Origin of the sequence: Curtobacterium sp. YR515, from assembly GCF_900113095.1 — a bacterium.
Lineage (GTDB): Bacteria > Actinomycetota > Actinomycetes > Actinomycetales > Microbacteriaceae > Curtobacterium.
Window position 1 is genome coordinate 279,124 of sequence record NZ_FOOD01000001.1, and the last position, 18,301, is coordinate 297,424.

General features: G+C 71.6%; 13 protein-coding genes. 5 read left to right on the forward strand and 8 right to left on the reverse strand.

Annotated elements, in window-relative coordinates; genetic code table 11:
* The first annotated feature begins 56 nt into the window (after positions 1-56).
* Genes glgX through treZ form a run of 3 tightly spaced genes read left to right on the forward strand, consistent with a single transcriptional unit; the run spans position 57 to position 6,504 of the window.
* Positions 57-2,294: a glycogen debranching protein GlgX gene (gene glgX, locus BM028_RS01355; RefSeq protein WP_092384099.1), complete on the forward strand. Its 2,238-nt coding sequence runs from the start codon at positions 57-59 to the stop codon at positions 2,292-2,294.
* Positions 2,291-4,753: a malto-oligosyltrehalose synthase gene (gene treY / locus BM028_RS01360; protein ID WP_092384101.1), complete on the forward strand. Its 2,463-nt coding sequence runs from the start codon at positions 2,291-2,293 to the stop codon at positions 4,751-4,753. Before glgX ends, treY begins: the two co-directional genes overlap by 4 nt.
* Complete coding sequence (gene treZ / locus BM028_RS01365; protein WP_092384103.1) at positions 4,750-6,504, forward strand: malto-oligosyltrehalose trehalohydrolase; 1,755 nt, start codon at positions 4,750-4,752, stop codon at positions 6,502-6,504. Before treY ends, treZ begins: the two co-directional genes overlap by 4 nt.
* Positions 6,505-6,875: 371 nt before the next feature.
* Here the strand turns inward: treZ and BM028_RS01370 are convergent, their stop codons facing one another.
* From BM028_RS01370 to BM028_RS01405, 8 genes are all read right to left on the reverse strand, one after another.
* Positions 6,876-7,670: a polyprenol monophosphomannose synthase gene (locus tag BM028_RS01370; RefSeq protein ID WP_071295927.1), complete on the reverse strand. Its 795-nt coding sequence runs from the start codon at positions 7,668-7,670 to the stop codon at positions 6,876-6,878.
* Between the two features lie 45 nt (positions 7,671-7,715).
* Positions 7,716-8,363 carry a class F sortase gene (locus BM028_RS01375; protein ID WP_092384884.1) on the reverse strand — a complete coding sequence of 216 codons (648 nt, stop codon included), beginning with the start codon at positions 8,361-8,363 and terminating at the stop codon, positions 7,716-7,718.
* A gap of 131 nt (positions 8,364-8,494) precedes the next feature.
* A complete protein-coding gene (locus BM028_RS01380; protein ID WP_092384105.1) occupies positions 8,495-9,646 on the reverse strand; it encodes a family 8 glycosyl hydrolase in 1,152 nt (383 codons plus the stop codon).
* Between the two features lie 93 nt (positions 9,647-9,739).
* On the reverse strand, positions 9,740-10,561 hold the full coding sequence (locus tag BM028_RS01385; protein ID WP_092384107.1) for a DUF4397 domain-containing protein: 822 nt from the start codon (positions 10,559-10,561) through the stop codon (positions 9,740-9,742).
* A gap of 53 nt (positions 10,562-10,614) precedes the next feature.
* Positions 10,615-12,609, reverse strand: a complete 1,995-nt coding sequence (locus BM028_RS01390; protein ID WP_092384109.1) for an ArnT family glycosyltransferase — start codon at positions 12,607-12,609, stop codon at positions 10,615-10,617.
* The gene (locus BM028_RS01395) at positions 12,606-14,108 is read right to left on the reverse strand and encodes a glycosyltransferase (RefSeq protein WP_092384111.1); all 1,503 of its coding nucleotides are present in this window, start codon (positions 14,106-14,108) and stop codon (positions 12,606-12,608) included. Before BM028_RS01395 ends, BM028_RS01390 begins: the two co-directional genes overlap by 4 nt.
* On the reverse strand, positions 14,105-14,602 hold the full coding sequence (locus BM028_RS01400) for a GtrA family protein (protein WP_071295941.1): 498 nt from the start codon (positions 14,600-14,602) through the stop codon (positions 14,105-14,107). The genes BM028_RS01395 and BM028_RS01400 overlap by 4 nt, the downstream gene beginning before the upstream one ends.
* A 205-nt stretch (positions 14,603-14,807) precedes the next feature.
* Positions 14,808-15,812: an aldo/keto reductase family protein gene (locus BM028_RS01405; protein ID WP_070416633.1), complete on the reverse strand. Its 1,005-nt coding sequence runs from the start codon at positions 15,810-15,812 to the stop codon at positions 14,808-14,810.
* A gap of 409 nt (positions 15,813-16,221) precedes the next feature.
* On the opposite strand from BM028_RS01405, the gene BM028_RS01410 reads away from it, so the two are divergent.
* Together BM028_RS01410 and BM028_RS01415 are read left to right on the forward strand one after the other, a co-directional pair.
* Positions 16,222-17,166 (forward strand): hypothetical protein, encoded by a 945-nt coding sequence (locus BM028_RS01410; protein ID WP_092384113.1) that lies wholly within the window; start codon positions 16,222-16,224, stop codon positions 17,164-17,166.
* A 129-nt stretch (positions 17,167-17,295) separates the two neighbouring features.
* Entirely contained in the window at positions 17,296-17,856 is a 561-nt protein-coding gene (locus BM028_RS01415) for a YceI family protein (RefSeq protein WP_092384115.1), read from the forward strand.
* The last annotated feature ends 445 nt before the right edge of the window (positions 17,857-18,301 follow it).

The window sequence follows — 18,301 nt, forward strand, 5'->3', positions numbered from 1 at the left end:
GCGGACGCGGTCGGCTCCCGCCGATATGTTGGCGGGACCCACACCTGGAGGACCGTTTGCACACCTGGCCCGGCAACCCGTACCCGCTCGGGGCGACCTACGACGGGAGCGGCACGAACTTCGCCCTCTTCAGCGAGGTCGCCGAACGCGTGGAACTCTGTCTCTTCGACGACGACGGGAACGAACAGTGCATCGACCTCGTCGAGGTCGATGCGTACGTCTGGCACGCCTACCTCCCGAACGTCGGCCCCGGCCAGCAGTACGGCTTCCGGGTGCACGGCGAGTACGCCCCCGAGAAGGGGCTCCGCGCCAACGCGAACAAGCTGCTCCTCGACCCGTACGCCAAGGCGACCAGCGGGGACATCGACTGGGACCAGGCGCTCTTCTCGTACACGTTCGGCGACCCGGACTCGACCGACGACCAGGACTCGGCGCCCCACATGATGAAGGGCGTCGTCATTAACCCGTTCTTCGACTGGCAGGGCGACCGGGCTCCTCGGATCCCCTACGGCGAGACCGTGATCTACGAGGCACACGTCAAGGGCCTCACCGAGACCCACCCCGACGTGCCCGAAGAACAGCGGGGGACCTACGCGGGGGTCGCGCACCCGGCCGTGATCGCGCACCTGCAGCGGCTCGGCGTCACCACGCTCGAACTCATGCCCGTGCACCAGTTCGTCAACGACTCGACCCTGCAGGACAAGGGGCTGTCGAACTACTGGGGCTACAACACGATCGGGTTCTTCGCGCCGCACTCGCACTACTCGTCCTCGGGCGACCACGGACAGCAGGTGCAGGAGTTCAAGGCGATGGTGCGCGAACTGCACCGTGCCGGCATCGAGGTCGTTCTCGACGTGGTGTACAACCACACGGCCGAGGGGAACCACCTCGGACCGACGCTGTCCTTCCGCGGGATCGACAACGCCGCCTACTACCGCCTCGTCGAGGACGACAAGCGGTACTACATGGACACCACGGGCACGGGCAACTCGCTCAACGTCGGGCACCCGCACTCGCTGCAGCTCATCATGGACTCGCTGCGGTACTGGGTCACCGAGATGCACGTGGACGGCTTCCGCTTCGACCTCGCGGCCGCCCTGGCGCGTGAGTTCTACGAGGTGGACCGGCTGGCGGCGTTCTTCGAACTGGTCCAGCAGGACCCGATCGTGTCCCAGGTGAAGCTCATCGCCGAGCCGTGGGACGTCGGCCCCGGTGGCTACCAGGTCGGCAACTTCCCGCCGCAGTGGTCCGAGTGGAACGGCAAGTACCGCGACACCGTCCGCGACTTCTGGCGGGGAGAGCCCTCCACCCTCGGCGAGTTCGCGTCGCGGATCTCCGGCTCGGCCGACCTCTACGAGCACGACGGCCGCACGCCGAAGGCGAGCATCAACTTCATCACGGCGCACGACGGCTTCACGCTGTACGACCTCGTCGCCTACAACGAGAAGCACAACGAGGCCAACGGCGAGGACAACAACGACGGCGAGAGCCACAACCGGTCGTGGAACTCCGGTGCCGAGGGTCCGACCGACGACGAGTCGATCAACGCCCTGCGGCTGCAGCGCCGACGGAACTTCCTCGCGACGCTGCTGCTCAGCCAGGGCGTGCCGATGATCGCCCACGGCGACGAGCTCGGACGCACGCAGTCTGGCAACAACAACGTGTACGCCCAGGACTCCGCGCTGAGCTGGATCGACTGGGACGCCGCCGACGACGACCTCATCCAGTTCACGGCCGACGTCGTGAAGCTCCGGCACGACCACCCGACGTTCCGCCGCACGCGGTACTTCAACGGGCGTCCGGTCCGCCGCGGGCAGGACGAGCCGCTGCCGGACGTCGTGTGGCTCACGCCCTCCGGCGACGCCATGGAACCCGAGGACTGGGATTCCGGCTTCGGCAAGAGCGTCGGCATGTACCTGAACGGCAACGGGATCCGCGGGCGCGACTCCCGCGGCGAGCGTGTCACCGACGTCGCCTTCATCACGTACTTCAACGCGCACGACGACACCGTGACGTTCACGCTGCCCCCCGAGGAGTACTCGCCGGGCTGGACGGTGCGGATCGACACCGCCGAACCGGGTGCGCGTGACGAGGTCCTCGACGCCGGCACGCCGCTCGACGTCCCGGCACGCTCGATGATCGTGCTGCGGGCCGAGCCCGACCACGAGGTCACGGTGACCCCGGTGGACACCGACTCGTCACGACCGGCCACGGCGGCACCGCAGGACGCCGTCACACCGGTGAACCCCGCCGGCGCCACGGCTCCCTCCGCCGCGAGCGGCGGCCAGCAGTGACCGCCCGGCGCGTCCCGACCTCGACGTACCGGCTGCAGGTCACGCCGGACTTCGACCTGTCGGCCGCACGCGACGTCGTCGACTACGTGCGCGACCTCGGCGCGGACTGGCTCTACCTCTCCCCGGTGCTGCAGGCCGAGCCCGGGTCCCAGCACGGCTACGACGTCGTCGACCACGGCCACGTCGACACCGAGCGGGGCGGTGACGAGGCGCTCCGAGCGCTCGCCGACGCCGCCCACGCCGTCGGCCTCGGCGTCCTGGTGGACGTCGTACCGAACCACGTCGGTGTGGCCACGCCCGCGGTGAACCCGTGGTGGTGGTCCCTGCTCGAGCACGGCCAGGGGTCCCCCGTCGCCTGGGCCTTCGACGTCGACTGGGACGCCGGAGACGGCAAGCTCCGCGTCCCGGTGCTCGACGACCGGCTGCTCGACGCGGTCGAACTTCGTGACGGCAGGCTGTACCTGGGCGACACGGCCTACCCGACCGCTCCGGGCACGGTGCACGACGGCGACTCGGTGGCCGACGTCCACGCCCGGCAGCACTACGAGTTCGTGCACTGGAAGCGCGCCGACCACGAGCTGAACTACCGGCGGTTCTTCGCGGTGAACACGCTCGCGGCGATCCGGGTCGAGGAACCCGAGGTCTTCGCGGCATCCCACGGCACGATCGGCGCGTGGTTCCGCGACGGCCTCGTCGACGGACTCCGCATCGACCACCCCGACGGGCTGTACGACCCCGCCGGCTACCTGCAGGACCTCGCGGCGCTCACCGACGGCGCCTACACGCTCGTCGAGAAGATCCTCGAGCCGGGCGAGGAACTCCCCGCGAGCTGGCCGGTCGACGGCACCACCGGCTACGACGCCCTCGGCGTGCTCGACCGGGTGTTCGTCGACCCCGCCGGCGAGGACTCGCTGACCGCGGCGTCCGGGGCCGAGCCGACCGACTGGCAGCAGCTGACGCACGACACCCGTCGCGGCATCGCGGACGGCATCCTCGGCAGCGAGGTCGAGCGGCTCGCGCGGCTGCTCGGCCCCGGCACCGGCAGCGCCGCGTCCGCACCGCTCCCCCACGAGCGGATCGTCGACGCGGTCGCCGAGATCGTCGCCTCGTTCGACGTGTACCGGACGTACCTGCCCGAGGGCGCGCACCACCTCATCGACGCCCTCGAAGGTGCGGCCTCGGCGCGGCCGGACCTCGACGACGTCATCGACCGGATCGCCCCGGCGCTGGTCGACCCCGCGAACGCCGCCGCGATCCGCCTGCAGCAGACGAGCGGCATGGTGATGGCGAAGGGCGTCGAGGACACCGCGTTCTACCGGACCTCCCGCCTGACGTCCCTGAGCGAGGTCGGCGGCGACCCGAGCGTGTTCTCGGTGTCGGTCCGTGCCTTCCACCAGGCGCAGCGCGACCGGCTCGGCAGCTGGCCGCACACGATGACGACCCTCACGACGCACGACACCAAGCGCAGCGAGGACACCCGCGCGCGCATCGCCGTGCTCGCCGAGCTCGGGCACGAGTGGGCGTCGACGCTCGAACGCCTGCAGTCCCTCGCCCCGCTCGAGGACGCCGTGCTGGCCGACCTGCTCTGGCAGGCGATCGTCGGCGCGCGCCCGGCCAGCCGGGAACGCCTGCACGCCTACGCCGAGAAGGCCTCGCGCGAAGCCGGTGACAGCACCACGTGGACGGCTCCGGACGAGGACTTCGAACGCCGCATGCACGCGCTCGTCGACGCCGCGTTCGACGACCCGGCCGTGGTCGCCGTGCTCGATGCGCTCGACGAACGGATCGACGCCGCCGGGTGGTCGAACGGGCTCGGACAGAAGCTCGTGCAGCTCACCGCGCCCGGGGTGCCGGACGTCTACCAGGGCACCGAGTTCTGGGACCGCTCGCTCGTCGACCCGGACAACCGTCGCCCGGTGGACTACACCGAGCGTCGGCACGTCCTGGCCGAACTCGACGGCCCGGACGACGACGGCCCCGAACGGCTCCCCGACGTCGGGCTCGACGGTGCGGCGAAGCTCCTGGTGACGAGTCGTGCGCTCCGTGTGCGGCGCGACCACCCGGAGCTCTTCACCCGGTACCTCGCGCTCGAGGCGACCGGCAGCGCGGCGGACCACGTGATCGCGTTCGACCGTGGGGGCGCGGTCACGATCGCGACGCGCCTGCCGATCGGGCTCGAGCGGGTCGGCGGATGGGGCGACACCCTCGTGCACGCCGTGCCCCAGGACCGCGTGGACGTGCTCACCGGCCGCAGCGTGCCGGCCGGCCGGGGCATCGCCCTCGCCGAACTGCTCACCGACTACCCCGTCGCGCTGCTCGTGCCGGCGCACGTGGCCGAGGCGACGGACCACGGCACGGAGACCCCCGCCGACAGCGGGGCGCCCGCCGACAGCGGCTCCGGCTCTGCCGGTGAGTCCGACGCGCAGGCCGAGATCGACATCCTGGAGGGTCACGCATGACCGCACCCGACCGCTACGCCGTCTGGGCGCCGACACCGGAGCGCGTGCGCCTCGTGGTCGACGGCACCGAGTACCCGCTGACCCGCGGCACCGACGACTGGTGGACGACCGACGCGATCGTTCCCATCGTCGGAGCCCGCTACGGCTTCCGCGTCGGCGACGACGACGCGGTGCGGCCCGATCCGCGCAGCCGCTTCCAGCCCGAGGGGGTGCACGGCCCGTCCGAGGTCGTCGACCCCGCACGGTTCTCGTGGACGGACGACGCGTGGACCGGGCGTCCGGCACGCGGCGGCGTGATCTACGAGATGCACGTCGGCACCTACACGCCCGAGGGCACGCTCGACGCCGCGGCCGCGAAGCTCGACCACCTCGTCGAGCTCGGCGTGGAGTTCGTCGAGCTCCTGCCCGTCAACGCGGTGAACGGCGAGTGGAACTGGGGCTACGACGGCGTCGGCTGGTTCGCGGTGCACGCTCCCTACGGCGGCCCGGACGCGTACGACCGCTTCGTCGACCGTGCGCACGCACTCGGCCTCGGGGTCATCCAGGACGTCGTGTACAACCACCTCGGGCCGAGCGGCAACTACCTGCCGCTGTACGGGCCGTACCTGCTGCAGGGGCTCGGCAACACCTGGGGCGACTCGGTGAACGTCGAACACCCCGAGGTCCGTCGGTACGTGCTCGACAACGTCCGGATGTGGTTCCGCGACCACCACGTCGACGGGCTCCGGCTCGACGCCGTGCACGCCCTGCGGGACACCACCCGCCCGCACGTGCTGCAGGCGATGGCCTCCGAGACGGACGCGTACTCCGCCTTCGTCGGGCGGCCGCTCTCGCTCATCGCGGAGTCCGACCTCAACGACCCGATCATGTTCCGCCCGCAGGAGGCCTCGGGCTACGGCCTCGCCGGGCAGTGGTCGGACGACTTCCACCACGCGGTCCACGTCGCGCTGACGGGTGAGACGAACGGCTACTACGCCGACTTCGCACCGCTCTCGGCGCTGGCGAAGGTCCTCGAGCACGGGTTCTTCCACGACGGCACGTGGTCGTCGTTCCGGGGGAAGCGGCACGGGCGACCGATCGACCGCGGGACCTCGCCGACGACGGCCCTCGTCGTCGCGAACCAGAACCACGACCAGATCGGCAACCGTGCCGCGGGCGACCGTCTCGCGGCGACCGTGAGCGACGAGGGTCTCGTGATAGCCGCGGCCCTGACGCTGCTCGGCCCGTTCACGCCGATGCTCTTCATGGGCGAGGAGTTCGCCGCCTCGACCCCGTGGCAGTTCTTCACGTCGCACCCCGAACCGGAGCTCGGCAAGGCCACGGCCGAGGGGCGCATCAAGGAGTTCGCCGAGCACGGCTGGGACGAGTCGGCCGTGCCGGACCCGCAGGACCCGACGACGTTCACGAACTCGAAGCTCGACTGGTCGGACGTCGATTCCGAGCGGGGCGCGGCGATCCTCCGGGCCTACCGCGTGCTCGTCGCCCTGCGGCGGACCGACCAGGCCTTCGTCGACCAGCGGTACGAGGCGAACGCCGTGCGCTGCAGCGAGGACCGCCGCTGGCTCGTGCTCACGCGCGGGTTGCTCGGCCCGGATGCCCGGCCGGTGCACGTCGTGGTGAACTTCCTCGACGACGCGGCCGAGGTGCCCGTCCCCGGCGCCACCGGCGAGGAGCTCTACCGCTTCGGCGAGGCCGACGTCGCGACGGACTGCGTCCGCTTCACCGGGCGGGGTGTCGTCGTCCTGCGCTGACCAGCGCGAATCCGACCAGCGCGAAGCTGGTCAGCGCGAAGCCGACCAGCGCGAACCGAACGGCCCGTGGCGACTCCGCCACGGGCCGTTCGTCTGCCCGCCCGCATTCCTCCCCGGGCCCGCCTCGCCCCTCGACGGGCGCCTCCGCGAAAGCGACAGACACCCGCCGTCGCCGTCCGGGAACCTGTCGCTGTGCCGCCACGGACCGCGGACGGATCCGCACGGAGTCGCTTTCGCGCCACGCGGACGCGCCACGCGGACGCGACGCGACCGCGACCGCGACCGCGACCACGGACGCGACGCGACCACGGACGGACCGGAGGCGCGGTGCCAGCCGGCACCGCGCCTCCAGGAAGCCCGTCAGCAGCCCGTCAGGCCGCGTGGTCGGCGACCGCGTGCGCGTTCGCCCGCACCGACGGGAGTCGGCGGTGGTCCTTGACGAGGGACCGGGCCTCGCGGATGCGCCGGTCGATGCCCCACTTCGTGACGAGGGTGAGGCTCTCGCGGACGATGTTGCCGCTCATCTTCGAGACGCCGAACTCCCGCTCGGTGAACGTGATCGGGGTCTCGACGACGCGCAGACCGGCCTCGAGCGCGCGCCAGCAGAGGTCGACCTGGAAGCAGTAGCCCTTCGAGGCCACGCCGGCGAGGTCGATGCGCTCGAACGCCCGCGAGGTGAACACCCGGAACCCGCCGGTCGCGTCACGCACCGCGATGCCGAGGGCGAGGCGCGTGTAGAGGTTGCCGCCGCGGGAGAGGAGTTCGCGGTACCAGGGCCAGTTCTCCACGGCGCCGCCCTTGATCCAGCGCGAGCCGAGGACGAGGTCGTTCGTGTCGGCGAGCTCGATCATCCAGGGCAGGTACTCGGGGTGGTGGGAGCCGTCCGCGTCCATCTCGACGAGCTTGTCGTACCCGTGCTCGAGGCCCCAGGCGAACCCGGCGAGGTACGCACCGCCGAGGCCGTCCTTCACGGTGCGGTGCATCACGTGCACCCGGTCGGTCTCACGCGCGATCTGGTCGGCGATGTCGCCGGTGCCGTCCGGGGAGTTGTCGTCCACCACGAGCACGTGCACGTCGGCGTCGGTGGCCGCCAGGGTGCGCTCGACGATGGGGCGGACGTTCTCCGCCTCGTCGTAGGTCGGGATGATGACCAGTGTCGTGCTCATGGTGCTCCTTGCGCTTGACATCGAAGATATCGGCCGGTCGCTGCGTCAGTCCGACGAGAGGTCTGCGAACACGATCAGATTGTCCGTGTAATGACCTGTGGCCGTGTCGAACGTGCCGTCACACGTGATGAGGCGCAGCTGGGGTGTGGGGGCGGTGCCGTAGACGTCGCTCGTGGGGAACGCCGACTTCGCCGCCCGTTCGGACCGGTCCACCGTGAAGGTGCGGGTGGAGCCGTCGGACATGGCGACGTGGACCTCGTCACCGGGGACCAGTTCGTCGAGCCGGAAGAAGACGGCTGCGGCGGTGGGGCTGTCGACGTGCCCGGCGATGACGGCGGGGCCGACCTCACCCGGGACGATGCCGTCGCTGAACCACCCGGCGCTGTCCCAGTCCTTCGGCGGGTCGAGTTCGCCGGCGGCGCCGCGGTGGAGGTCCTCGAGCGACGAGGACACCCCGATGGCGGGGATGGTCACACGGACCGGCGTGGCGTCGGACCGGGCGGCGGGGGCTGCCGGGTCCTGGAAGCCGTCGGTCGCGCTCCCGGCCGCGGGTGCCGCAGTGCCCGACGATCCGGCGGTCGGCGAGGCCGACCCGGCCACCGTCGGTCCCCCGGTCCCGTTGGTGGCCGCGACCGCGACGCCGGTGACCCCGCCCACCACGAGCACCCCGGCCACGACGGCCACGACGAGCACGCCGCGCCGCCGCGGTCCGCCCGCGCCGAGTCTCGGCTCGCCGGACACACTGCGGCCTCCGGCAGCGCGAACTCGTCCGCCCCGCCGAGTCTCGGGCGCGTCCCCGCGCGCACCGGCCCACCGCCGCCCGCTCACGAGGCACCCCCGGCACGCGTCGCGCACCCGCCGAGCACGTCGGACGTGAGCATCGTCGCGCCGAGCGCGGCCCACGCGTCCCCGTAGTACGTCGGCGTCGTCGCAGCCGTCCGGTCCGCCCGGCGCAGGTCCGTCGCCGCCGCTGCCGACTGCCCGGATGCCTGCTCCGCCGCGGCCCGCGCCACGTACGCCAGCGCGTTCGTGTCGCCCGTCACGGCCGTGCCGCCGAGGTCGAGCTGTGCCGCCAACTGCGTCTGCCGCCGGAGCGTCGGCGCGATCGACCCGGCCAGGGACCGGTCCTGCGCGGCGCAGGCCTCGGCGTACCGGAGCGGCAGCCGCATCGCGTCGTACCCGTACAGCACCCGGTCGTCCCCGCCGGTCGCGGGCATCGGGTCGACCGTGCCGTCGGCGTGCACCTGGGACCAGTCACTCGGCAGGTCGGACCCGGCGAGCACGGCCCGCGTGACCGCTCGCGACCCGGAGCCGAGCGCCTTCCATCGGTCGTCGCCGGTCGCCTTCGCCAGCACGTCGTACGCCGCCGGTGACGCGTACGAGGCGTCGTACCGGTACGGCTCGGAGTCGGCCCACGGCCCGGGCAGCAGGATCGTCCCGAGCTCGGTCGTGGCGGTCTCGTGCTCGAGGATCGCGGACGCCATGGTCTTCCCCGCCGTGGTGTACCGGGGCTCGTCCCACGAGGACCCGGCGAGCACGAGTGCCCTGGCGGCGTCGAGGTCGGCGTCGCTCGCGGATTGCCCGTCGGCGATGCCGTCGTCCGGCGTCCACCGCCACGCGAGCAGGTGGTCATCGGTGAGCAGGTGCCGCTTCGTCCACGTCCAGATCTCGCCGAAGCGGTCACGGTCGCCGTTCGCGTAGGCGATCAGGAGCCCGTAGGCCTGCCCCTCGCTGACGGTGTCGCCGCCCTGGTCGGTGCGGACGACGCGGCCGTCCTGCACGTACCGGTCGAGGAAGTCCGTCCGCAGCTGCTCCGGCGAGCGCGCTGCGTCCGGCGCCGCCGAGGACGTCGGGGTCGACGCACCTCCGGCCTCCGGCTGCGAGGCGCCCCACGGGCGCACCGCGACGAGCGCGATGCCGAGCGCGACGAGCACCGCGCCTGCGGCGGTCACGGGGATCCAGGTCCTGCGGGTCATGCGGCCTGCCTTCCTGACTGGGTGCGGTGTGGGACGGGAGGCGCGGATCACGCGGGCGGATCCGCTGGGGTGATCCGCGCCTCCGGTCCGGCGTCAGCGGAACAGCGAGCGGAGCGTCGCGATCAGCTCGTGGGTGGCCTGCTCGACCGGGTCGGCGGCCGCGCCGCCACCACCGGTCTGCACCCCGCCGGACGGCGTGGACGCCGTGGCTGCCGCGTCCGTGACGGGCACGACCGTGAGGTCGCCCTTGCTGTCGTCGAGCACGAACAGCGTCGAGACGGTGTTGCCCGCGAGGTCGACCTTCGCCGTGCCCCGCTGCCCGCTGCCGGAGACGTCGAGCGTCCACTTGCCGGCGCCGACGGTGGCGTACTTCGTGGCGGTGCCGAAGGCGGCGTCCTCGGCGACGGCGGTCCCCTCGGAGGTGCTCACGTCGACCGACTTCGCGGTGGTCGCGGCCTGCACGAGCCGGAGCTTCGCCTTGCCGTCACCGGGCTGCTGGAGGTCGTCGGTGAACGCGGTCGTCTTGAGCTGCGAGTTCTTGCCGTAGGCGACGACGGTGCTCGCGTCGCCCTTGTCGACCGTGACGTCGGTGGAGATGACCGGGGTCGAGTCGGGGGCGTCGGCGGCGCGCATCGACAGGACGTAGGTGCCGACCGGGAGCTCCTGGTACGGGCTGACCTGGCCGTAGGTGACGTCGTCGAGCTCGAAGACCGTCTTGCCGCCGGCGAGGCTCGACAGCTCGACGTCGACGCCCTTCGTGTCCGGGGAGAGGTGGCCGACGCGGAGCCAGCCCTGGTCGCTCGAGGTGGCGGCGGGTGTGGCGGCGGTCGCTGCTTGCGGCGCGAGGCCGACGGCTGCGGCGACGAGGCTCGTGGCGAGGGCGCCGACGAGGAGGGTGCGACGAGGTGCGGGCATGGTGGTGCTCCTTCTGGTCGTGGTTCGGGTCTGGTGCGTGGGTGCGGCGGCGGTCACGAGGCGCTCGTCGCGGTCGTGGTCGGGTCGGCGGGGGCGTAGACGATGGTCAGGCGCGACCCGTCCCGCTCGACCGAGTCGGGTCGGAACCCGCTGGCCATGGCGTCGAGGGTGGCCTCGACGCGGGACGCCTCGGCGTTCCCCGGGGCCTGCAGGACGACCCGGCGGAAGGGCTGCCCGGTCTCGCCGGACACCGGCGTGAACCGGTCGACCTCGACGAACCCGTCGGCGAGGACCTGCCCGAGCGCGATCATCGCCCGCGAGTCCACCTGCCCGGCGCGGAACTGCGACTTCGTGCCCTCGTCGGCGAAGAGCGCCGGGTTCGAGGCGAGCTCGGTCCCCATCGTCTTCCGGAGGTCGGTCGCGCGGGTGATGGCGGCCTCGGCGGCCGTCGACCCCTCGGCGTGGATGCGTCGGACGTCGACCCGCTGGTTGCCGGTGCCGAACGCGGCGACGGTCGTCGAGTTCTCGATCGCCTGGCGGATGTCCGACGACGAGTTGCCGCCGGTGCGCATGGAGTCCGTCGTGACGACGTAGTCCGAGTCCTTCCAGCCGTTCGGCGACTGGCGTTCGACCGCAGCGTCGGTGTCGAGCTTGTAGTACCAGATGACGTTGTTCCGGGCGAAGCCGTCCTGCACGAGGTCGACCCACATGGCGTCGTCCACGAGCAGCCGCGAGGACTTCGGGACGTTGTCACCGACCCACTGCTCGGCCTGCTGCATCGGCAGGTCGAGGTTGCCGAGCACGAACCCGCGCAGCTGCGTCCCCCAGAGCGGGAGTGCGACGAGGAGTGCCGCGGACGTCACGACCGCCCACGTGGTGCCGAGGCCCCGGCGGACGACGGCCCGCGCATCGGTCCCCGAGGTCCCGCGCAAGCGGCCGAGCACGGCGAGGACGGCACGTTCGGCGGTGTAGGCGACGAGGAGCGCGGCGAACGGGATGAGCATGATCACGTACGGCACGGGCAGGTACCCGTTCGGGCGGAACATCATGAGCAGCAGGAACACGAGCATCGCCGCGATCGGGCGTACCCGGCGGAGGAACAGCCCGACGAACGCTGCGGCCGAGCCGAGCACGATGAACACCGGGTCGAGCGCCCACCACTGCGCGGCGGCCTCGTTCGCGAGGCTCCCCGCGTCGAAGACCGATCCGCTGGCCGCCCGGGAACCGAGCTGGTAGGTGATGCCCTCGAAGAGGCTGACCCGACCGGTGCCGGGCAGGAGCTCGCCCTTCACCGCGGCGAGCAGCAGGTAGCCGCCACCGATCACGGCGAGCACGGCCCCGGCGACGCTGAGCGTGTACCGGCGAGTGCTCCGGTCGGCCCGGCGCACCGCGATCCAGATGAGGAACGGCAGGGCGAGCAGGTACGTCTCCTTCGAGAGCACCGCGATGCCGAGGCACGCAGCGGCACCCGCGAAGCCGGCGAGCTGCTGGCGACGGCTGAGCACGAGGACGAACGCGGCGAGGAGCCACGGCGTCGCGACGTTGTCGATGTAGACCGTGCGGTGGTACTGCAGGGCCAGGGGCGACAGCGCGAACACGAGGCCCGCGACCGCCGCGGTGGCACGGCCGGCACCGAGTCGGCGGGCGAGGACGAACAGCAGGATGCTCGACACGGCGGCGAAGAACACCATCGCCTCGCGCCCGGCCTCGACGGCGAACGGGTAGCGCGCGAACGCCCCGGTCAGCGAGGTGTACCCGGCGATCTGGATCCAGCCCAGCGGCGGGTGGTCGTACCAGTACGTGTAGTGGGTGATCTCGCCGAGGTGCGTGATCGCCCAGGCCTGGGCGGTGTACGTGCCCTCGTCGTCGATCCGCTGGGGCGTGCCGGACATGTTCCACGACTGCACGACGACGGTCACGGCGAGGACGGGGAGGAGCCAGCCGAGGCTCGCGGCGTGCCGGCGGAACCAGGCGCCGACGCCGGAGCGCTGGCGGGCGACGGCGCCCCGGATCGGGATGCCGGTGGTGTCGGTGATGCTGGCGGTCATCGGGTCCCTCCGGTGGTCGACGCGACGAGTTCACGGTCGTCCGAGCGGTCGTCCGCCCGGTCGGTGGTCACGGCGTTCGCGAAGCCGACGACCTCGGCCGACTCCCCGGCCGTGCGGTGCTGCCCGGTGTGCTCGGTCTTCTCCCACCCGTTCTGCCCCTTGGCGTGCCGGACCACGGCCCGGACCGCCGCCGCGGCGAGGAAGATCTGGTACGGCACGAGGCCGAGCACGAGCTTCACGTAGTCGCGGATCCGGACCTTCTCCTTGTAGAGCCGACCGAACTCGTTGAGGCCGACGACCTCGACGGCGAGCAGCATGAGCGTCGGGGCGACGGGCACGAACGACACGAGGGCGATCGCCGTCGGCACCTTGACGAACAGGATCATCAGGACGCTGAGCGGGATGAGCAGCCCGGTGGCCGCCTGGATGAACGGCATCGTCAGCATGTAGCGGGCGAAGAACCGCTGGCGGAACGACGGGAGCTTCTTCCACTCCCCCTTGCCGAGCACCTGCAGGAAGCCCTGGTTCCACCGGGTCCGCTGCTTGAGCAGGGAGGCGAAGGTGGGCGGGGTCTCCTCGCGGGTGACGGCCTCGGGGCTGTAGGCGACGACGACCTTGGCACCGTCGGCGGAGAGCCGGACGCCGAGCTCGCAGTCCTCGGCGAGGCAGTGCGCGTCCCAGCCGTTCGACCAGTCCAGGCGTTCCTTCGTCACGAAGACGGTGTTGCCGCCGAGCGGGATGAACTTCGACCCGGCGTGGAAGTGCAGGCGCGAGCGGAACCAGAAGTAGTACTCGAGCACGTTCCGGAGCGACCACCAGCTCGACTTGAAGTTCATCAGCTGCACGCCGCCCTGCACGACGTCGGCGTCGGTCTCCTGGAAGCGCGAGTCGACCAGGGAGAGCAGCCGCGGGTAGACCTCGTCCTCGGCGTCGAACACGCCGACGATGTCGCCCGTCGCGTACTGGAGCGCGAGGTTCATCGCCTTCGGCTTGTTCTTCGGCGCGGTGTCGTCGACGACGACCGTGATGAGCCCGGGGTGCCGGGCCGCGGCGGCACGCACGACGGCGTCCGTCTCGGGGTCGTCCTCGCCGACGATCGCGATGATCTCGAAGTCCGGGTGGTCCTGCTTCGCGAGCATGTCGAGCGTCTCCCCCATGACGTCCTGCTCGTGGCGGCCGGGGACCAGCAGCGTGAACCGGTGCGCCGCCGGGCGCGGGGTCTGGCTGAAGCTCGTCGACTTGAGCGCGTCGCGCGAGCGCCAGGCGTGCAGCATCCACCACAGCGTGGTGAGCGCGATGATCGTGAGCAGCACGGAGATCGCGATGAGGGCCGAGTACCCGACCCACTCGCCGACCGACCAGGCGGCCTGCGGGAGCTGCCCCGAGCCTCCTGTCGGGACGTCGGTCGTGCCGCGGTTCGGGACGCTCGACGGAGCCGTCCCCTCGTTCGGCTGGAGCAGCGGCCCTGCGGCCGTCCACAGCGTGGCGGAGATGGTCATTCGGCGAGCTCCTTCGCGTGAGCGTCGGTGGAACGGAAGACGAGGGCCTTGTACGCGGCGAACCGGAACGCGGTGCCGAGCACGAGACCCACCCCGTTGCCGGCGACGTTGTCGGCGAGGGTGGAGGTGAAACCGAGGACGTAGTGCGAGACGAAGAGGCACGCGGCGGCGATGCCGAGGCCGATGAGGTTGGTGACCGCGAACAGGAGGCCCTCCCGGAGGGTCTCGCGGCGGCCGGTCTGCCGCTCGGCCCGGAACGTGATGAACCGGTTGCCGATCCAGGCGACGGCCGTGGACACGACGGCGGAGACGATCTTCGCGGCGATGGGCCCGTCGGGCATCACGGTCGCGCGGAGGAGATTGTAGACGCCGAGGTCGATGACGAAGCAGACGGCGCCGATGCTGCCGAAGGAGACGAGTTGCCGCGCGAGCACCACCAGGCGCGCGACGGCCGCGCGCGGAGGGACGGGTACCGCGCCGGTTGCGGATGGCACCACAACGGGGGTATCGGTTCGGGTCATGCCCCCGATTCGGGGGGCTTCTCGAGGCGGTTTGGGTGGGGTACAGGCTTACGGATGGTTCTGCCAGTTTCGCGACACCCGCTGTTCACATGCGGGTCGCGGTAGACGCGCCCCCACGACGGACTGGAGGCGCGGTGCCAGCTGGCACCGCGCCTCCAGGTCGGAAGGGTGGTCGCGTCTACGCGGGGCGCGACGCCGGGCTGACGGTCTTCGACGCGTCGCGCTCCGGGATGTCCCCCAGGGCTGCGTCGATCGCCGCGAGGGCGTCGGCGTCCAGGCGCACGCCCGCGGCCTTGACGTTGTCGGTGACCTGCTCCGGACGGGACGCGCCGACGATCGCACTCGCGACGTTCTCGTTCTGGAGCGTCCACGCGATGGCGAGCTGCGCCAGGGTCAGGCCGGCCTGGTCGGCGACGGGCTGGAGGCGCTGGACGGCTTCGAGGACCTCGTCGCGCATGAACCGCTTGATCATGTCGGCGCCGCCCTTCTCGTCGGTGGCGCGGGAGCCCTCGGGCAGCGGCTGGCCGGGCTTGTACTTGCCGGTGAGCACGCCCTGGGCGATCGGCGACCAGACGATCTGGCTGAGGCCGAGCTGCTTCGACGCGGGGACGACTTCGCCCTCGATGACGCGCCACAGCATCGAGTACTGCGGCTGGTTCGAGATGAGCTGGAAGCCGAGCTCCTTCGCGAGCGCGGCACCGGCGCGGATCTGCTCGGCGTTCCACTCGCTGACACCGATGTACAGCGCCTTGCCCTGGCGGACGACGTCGGCGAAGGCCTGCATCGTCTCCTCGAGGGGGGTCTCGTGGTCGTACCGGTGCGCCTGGTAGAGGTCGACGTAGTCGGTCTGGAGGCGCTCGAGCGACCCGTCGATCGACTCCATGATGTGCTTGCGGCTGAGGCCGACGTCGTTGTGCCCCTTCGGCCCGGTCGGCCAGTAGACCTTCGTGAAGATCTCCAGCGACTGGCGGCGCTCGGCCTGCAGCGCCTCGCCGAGGACGGTCTCGGCGGCGGTGTTGGCGTACGTGTCCGCGGTGTCGAACGTGGTGATGCCGGCGTCGAGCGCTGCCCGCACGCACTGGGTGGCGACGTCGTTCTCGACCTGCGAGCCGTGCGTCAGCCAGTTGCCGTAGGTGATCTCGGAGATCTTGAGTCCGGAGTTGCCCAGGTACCTGAATTCCATGCTCCCGACGCTAGCGGGCTTCCCCGCGCCGTGAGGGGCCGTGCGAGTACCTGGGTGCGGGGGCGCGCGCTGCGCGCTGCGCGCGTGGGGGTGGGGTGCGCGGTGGTGCGCCGGCGGCGGGGATGCGCGAGCGGGCGGAATGCCCACGGGACCACGCTGGGACCGGGGCCATTTCGCCCGCTCGCGCCGCGCCTCCCGAGCCCTTCGGACGCGCCGGCGGCGGGGATGCGCGAGCGGGCGCTATACCCACGGGACCACGCTGGGACCGGGGCCATTTCGCCCGCTCGCGCCGCGCCTCCCGAGCCGCCCTCGAGCCGGCCATCCGTCCACAGGCGGTCGCTCGCACCAGCCGTCCACAGATCAGGGCGGGCGCCACTCGCACGGTGCCACCGGCGGCCACGCTGGCCGCATGCACGTCGACGCGACCTTCCCGATGGCCCTCCGCGGCCGACCGTTCCGCGTGCGCGAAGCCCTGCACCGCGGCGTCAGCGCCGGCCGGCTCCGATCACGAGCGTTCCTCCGCCCGTTCCACGGCATCCGCGCCTGGACCCGTCCGCAGACGCACGACGAGCGCGCGCGAGCGGTGCAGCCGCGCCTGCGCCCGGACCAGGCGTTCAGCCACACGACCGCCGCAGCGATCCTCGGCTTCCCGCTCCCGCGCCGGCTCGAGCGCGATCCCCGCGTCCACGTGACGACGATCGGGACGGACCAGGCGCTCCGTGTCCGCGGGACGATCGGACACCGCGCCCACCGCGGCAGACTCCAGGTGGTCCACTCGGGCACCGCGGCGCTGACCCACCCAGCGGACACGTTCATCGCGCTCGCGACCCTCCTGAGCCGTGACGAACTCATCGTGGTCGGCGACGCGATCATCGGCTGGCTCGGCTGGTGCGACCACGCCGAACTGGTCGCCGCAGCTCGCCGCTACCGCGGAGCGAGGGGCATCCGTCGCGTCCGAGCAGCCCTCGCCGAGATGCGCCCAGGGTCACGTTCGCCCGGCGAGACCCGGCTCCGGCTCGCCCTCACGCGGCGTGGTCTGCCGCAACCGGCCCTGAACCACGACGTCGTGGTGGACGGCCGGTGGGTCGCCTGCGTCGATCTCGCCTACCCGGACGCCCGTGTCGCGATCGAGTACGAGAGCGACCTCCACCGCACCGACGATCGCACGTTCCGCAAGGACATCACGCGGGGTGAACACCTGAAGGACGCCGGCTGGTGGCTGCTGCGCGCCACCGCGGACGACGTGGGACCGGCGATCGAGGCGCTCGTCGCGCGCGTCCGTCGCCTCCTCGACGGCGTCTCGACCGGGAGGCACGACCCACGTCCGACACGCCGGCCGGCGTCATCGAGATGAACATTGGTTGACGCTTCAACCAAACACGTGCAGAATGGGCTAGCATCAACTTCGATGCAGGCGCATGGAATCGTGGTTCCGCCCGACGCCTGCTCGGGAACGCAGTCCACACGCTTCGAAGGAGTCACCATGACGCTCACCGCCTCGACCATCCCCGGCTACCAGACCGGTACCTGGAAGATCGACCCCACCCACTCCGAGGTCACGTTCTCGGTCCGCCACCTCGCGATCAGCAAGGTCAAGGGCAAGTTCGAGACCTTCGACGCCACCGTTGTCACCGCCGAGAACCCGCTCGAGTCGACCGTCGAGGCGAACATCGACGTCGCGTCCATCAACACCGGCCAGGAGCAGCGCGACCAGCACCTCAAGACGAGCGACTTCTTCCTCACCGAGGAGCACCCGCAGCTCACCTTCCGCTCGACGAGCATCGAGGCCAAGGGCGACGACCTGCACATCGCCGGTGACCTGACCCTTCGTGGCGTCACCAAGCCGGTCGTCCTCAAGGCCGAGCTCGGCGGCTTCACGGCCGACGGCTACGGCCAGGTCAAGTTCGGCGCCGAGGCCACGACCAAGATCGACCGCACCGAGTTCGGCGTGAACTGGAACGCTGCGCTCGAGGCCGGTGGCTTCACGCTCGGCAACGACGTGACGATCAACCTCGACGTGCAGTTCGTCCTCCAGGCGGCCTGACACCTCGTCCCTCCTGACCCGAAGGTCATCGCGTTGCGCGTGACCTGAGGGACATCGAACCGCAGGACACTGCAGTACCCGAAGCGAACGGCCCGGCTCCTCCACCATGGAGTCGGGCCGTTCGTCGTTGCTGGGGGGGCTTTGGGGGGGTCTTGTGCCTGGTCGCTCGCGCGTCCGGCCGTCGAGCGGGCGAAGTACGCGCGGTTCCTGGCAAGCGCCCGCCAGCTTCCGCCCGCTCGCCGCGACCGCGACGCGATCGGCTCCGTCGCGCGCGCCGGTGTCCCTGGTCGCGCGCGCCACACGCGCCGATCGGGCGGATTCGGCACCGACGGACGTGGCACCCCCGCGCATTTCGCCCGCTCGCCCGGCGACCGCGCGCAGTAGCGTGAGACCGCAGCGTCCGCCGACCGGCACCGGGCGACCGCCGCGGGGAATCGGAACCCGA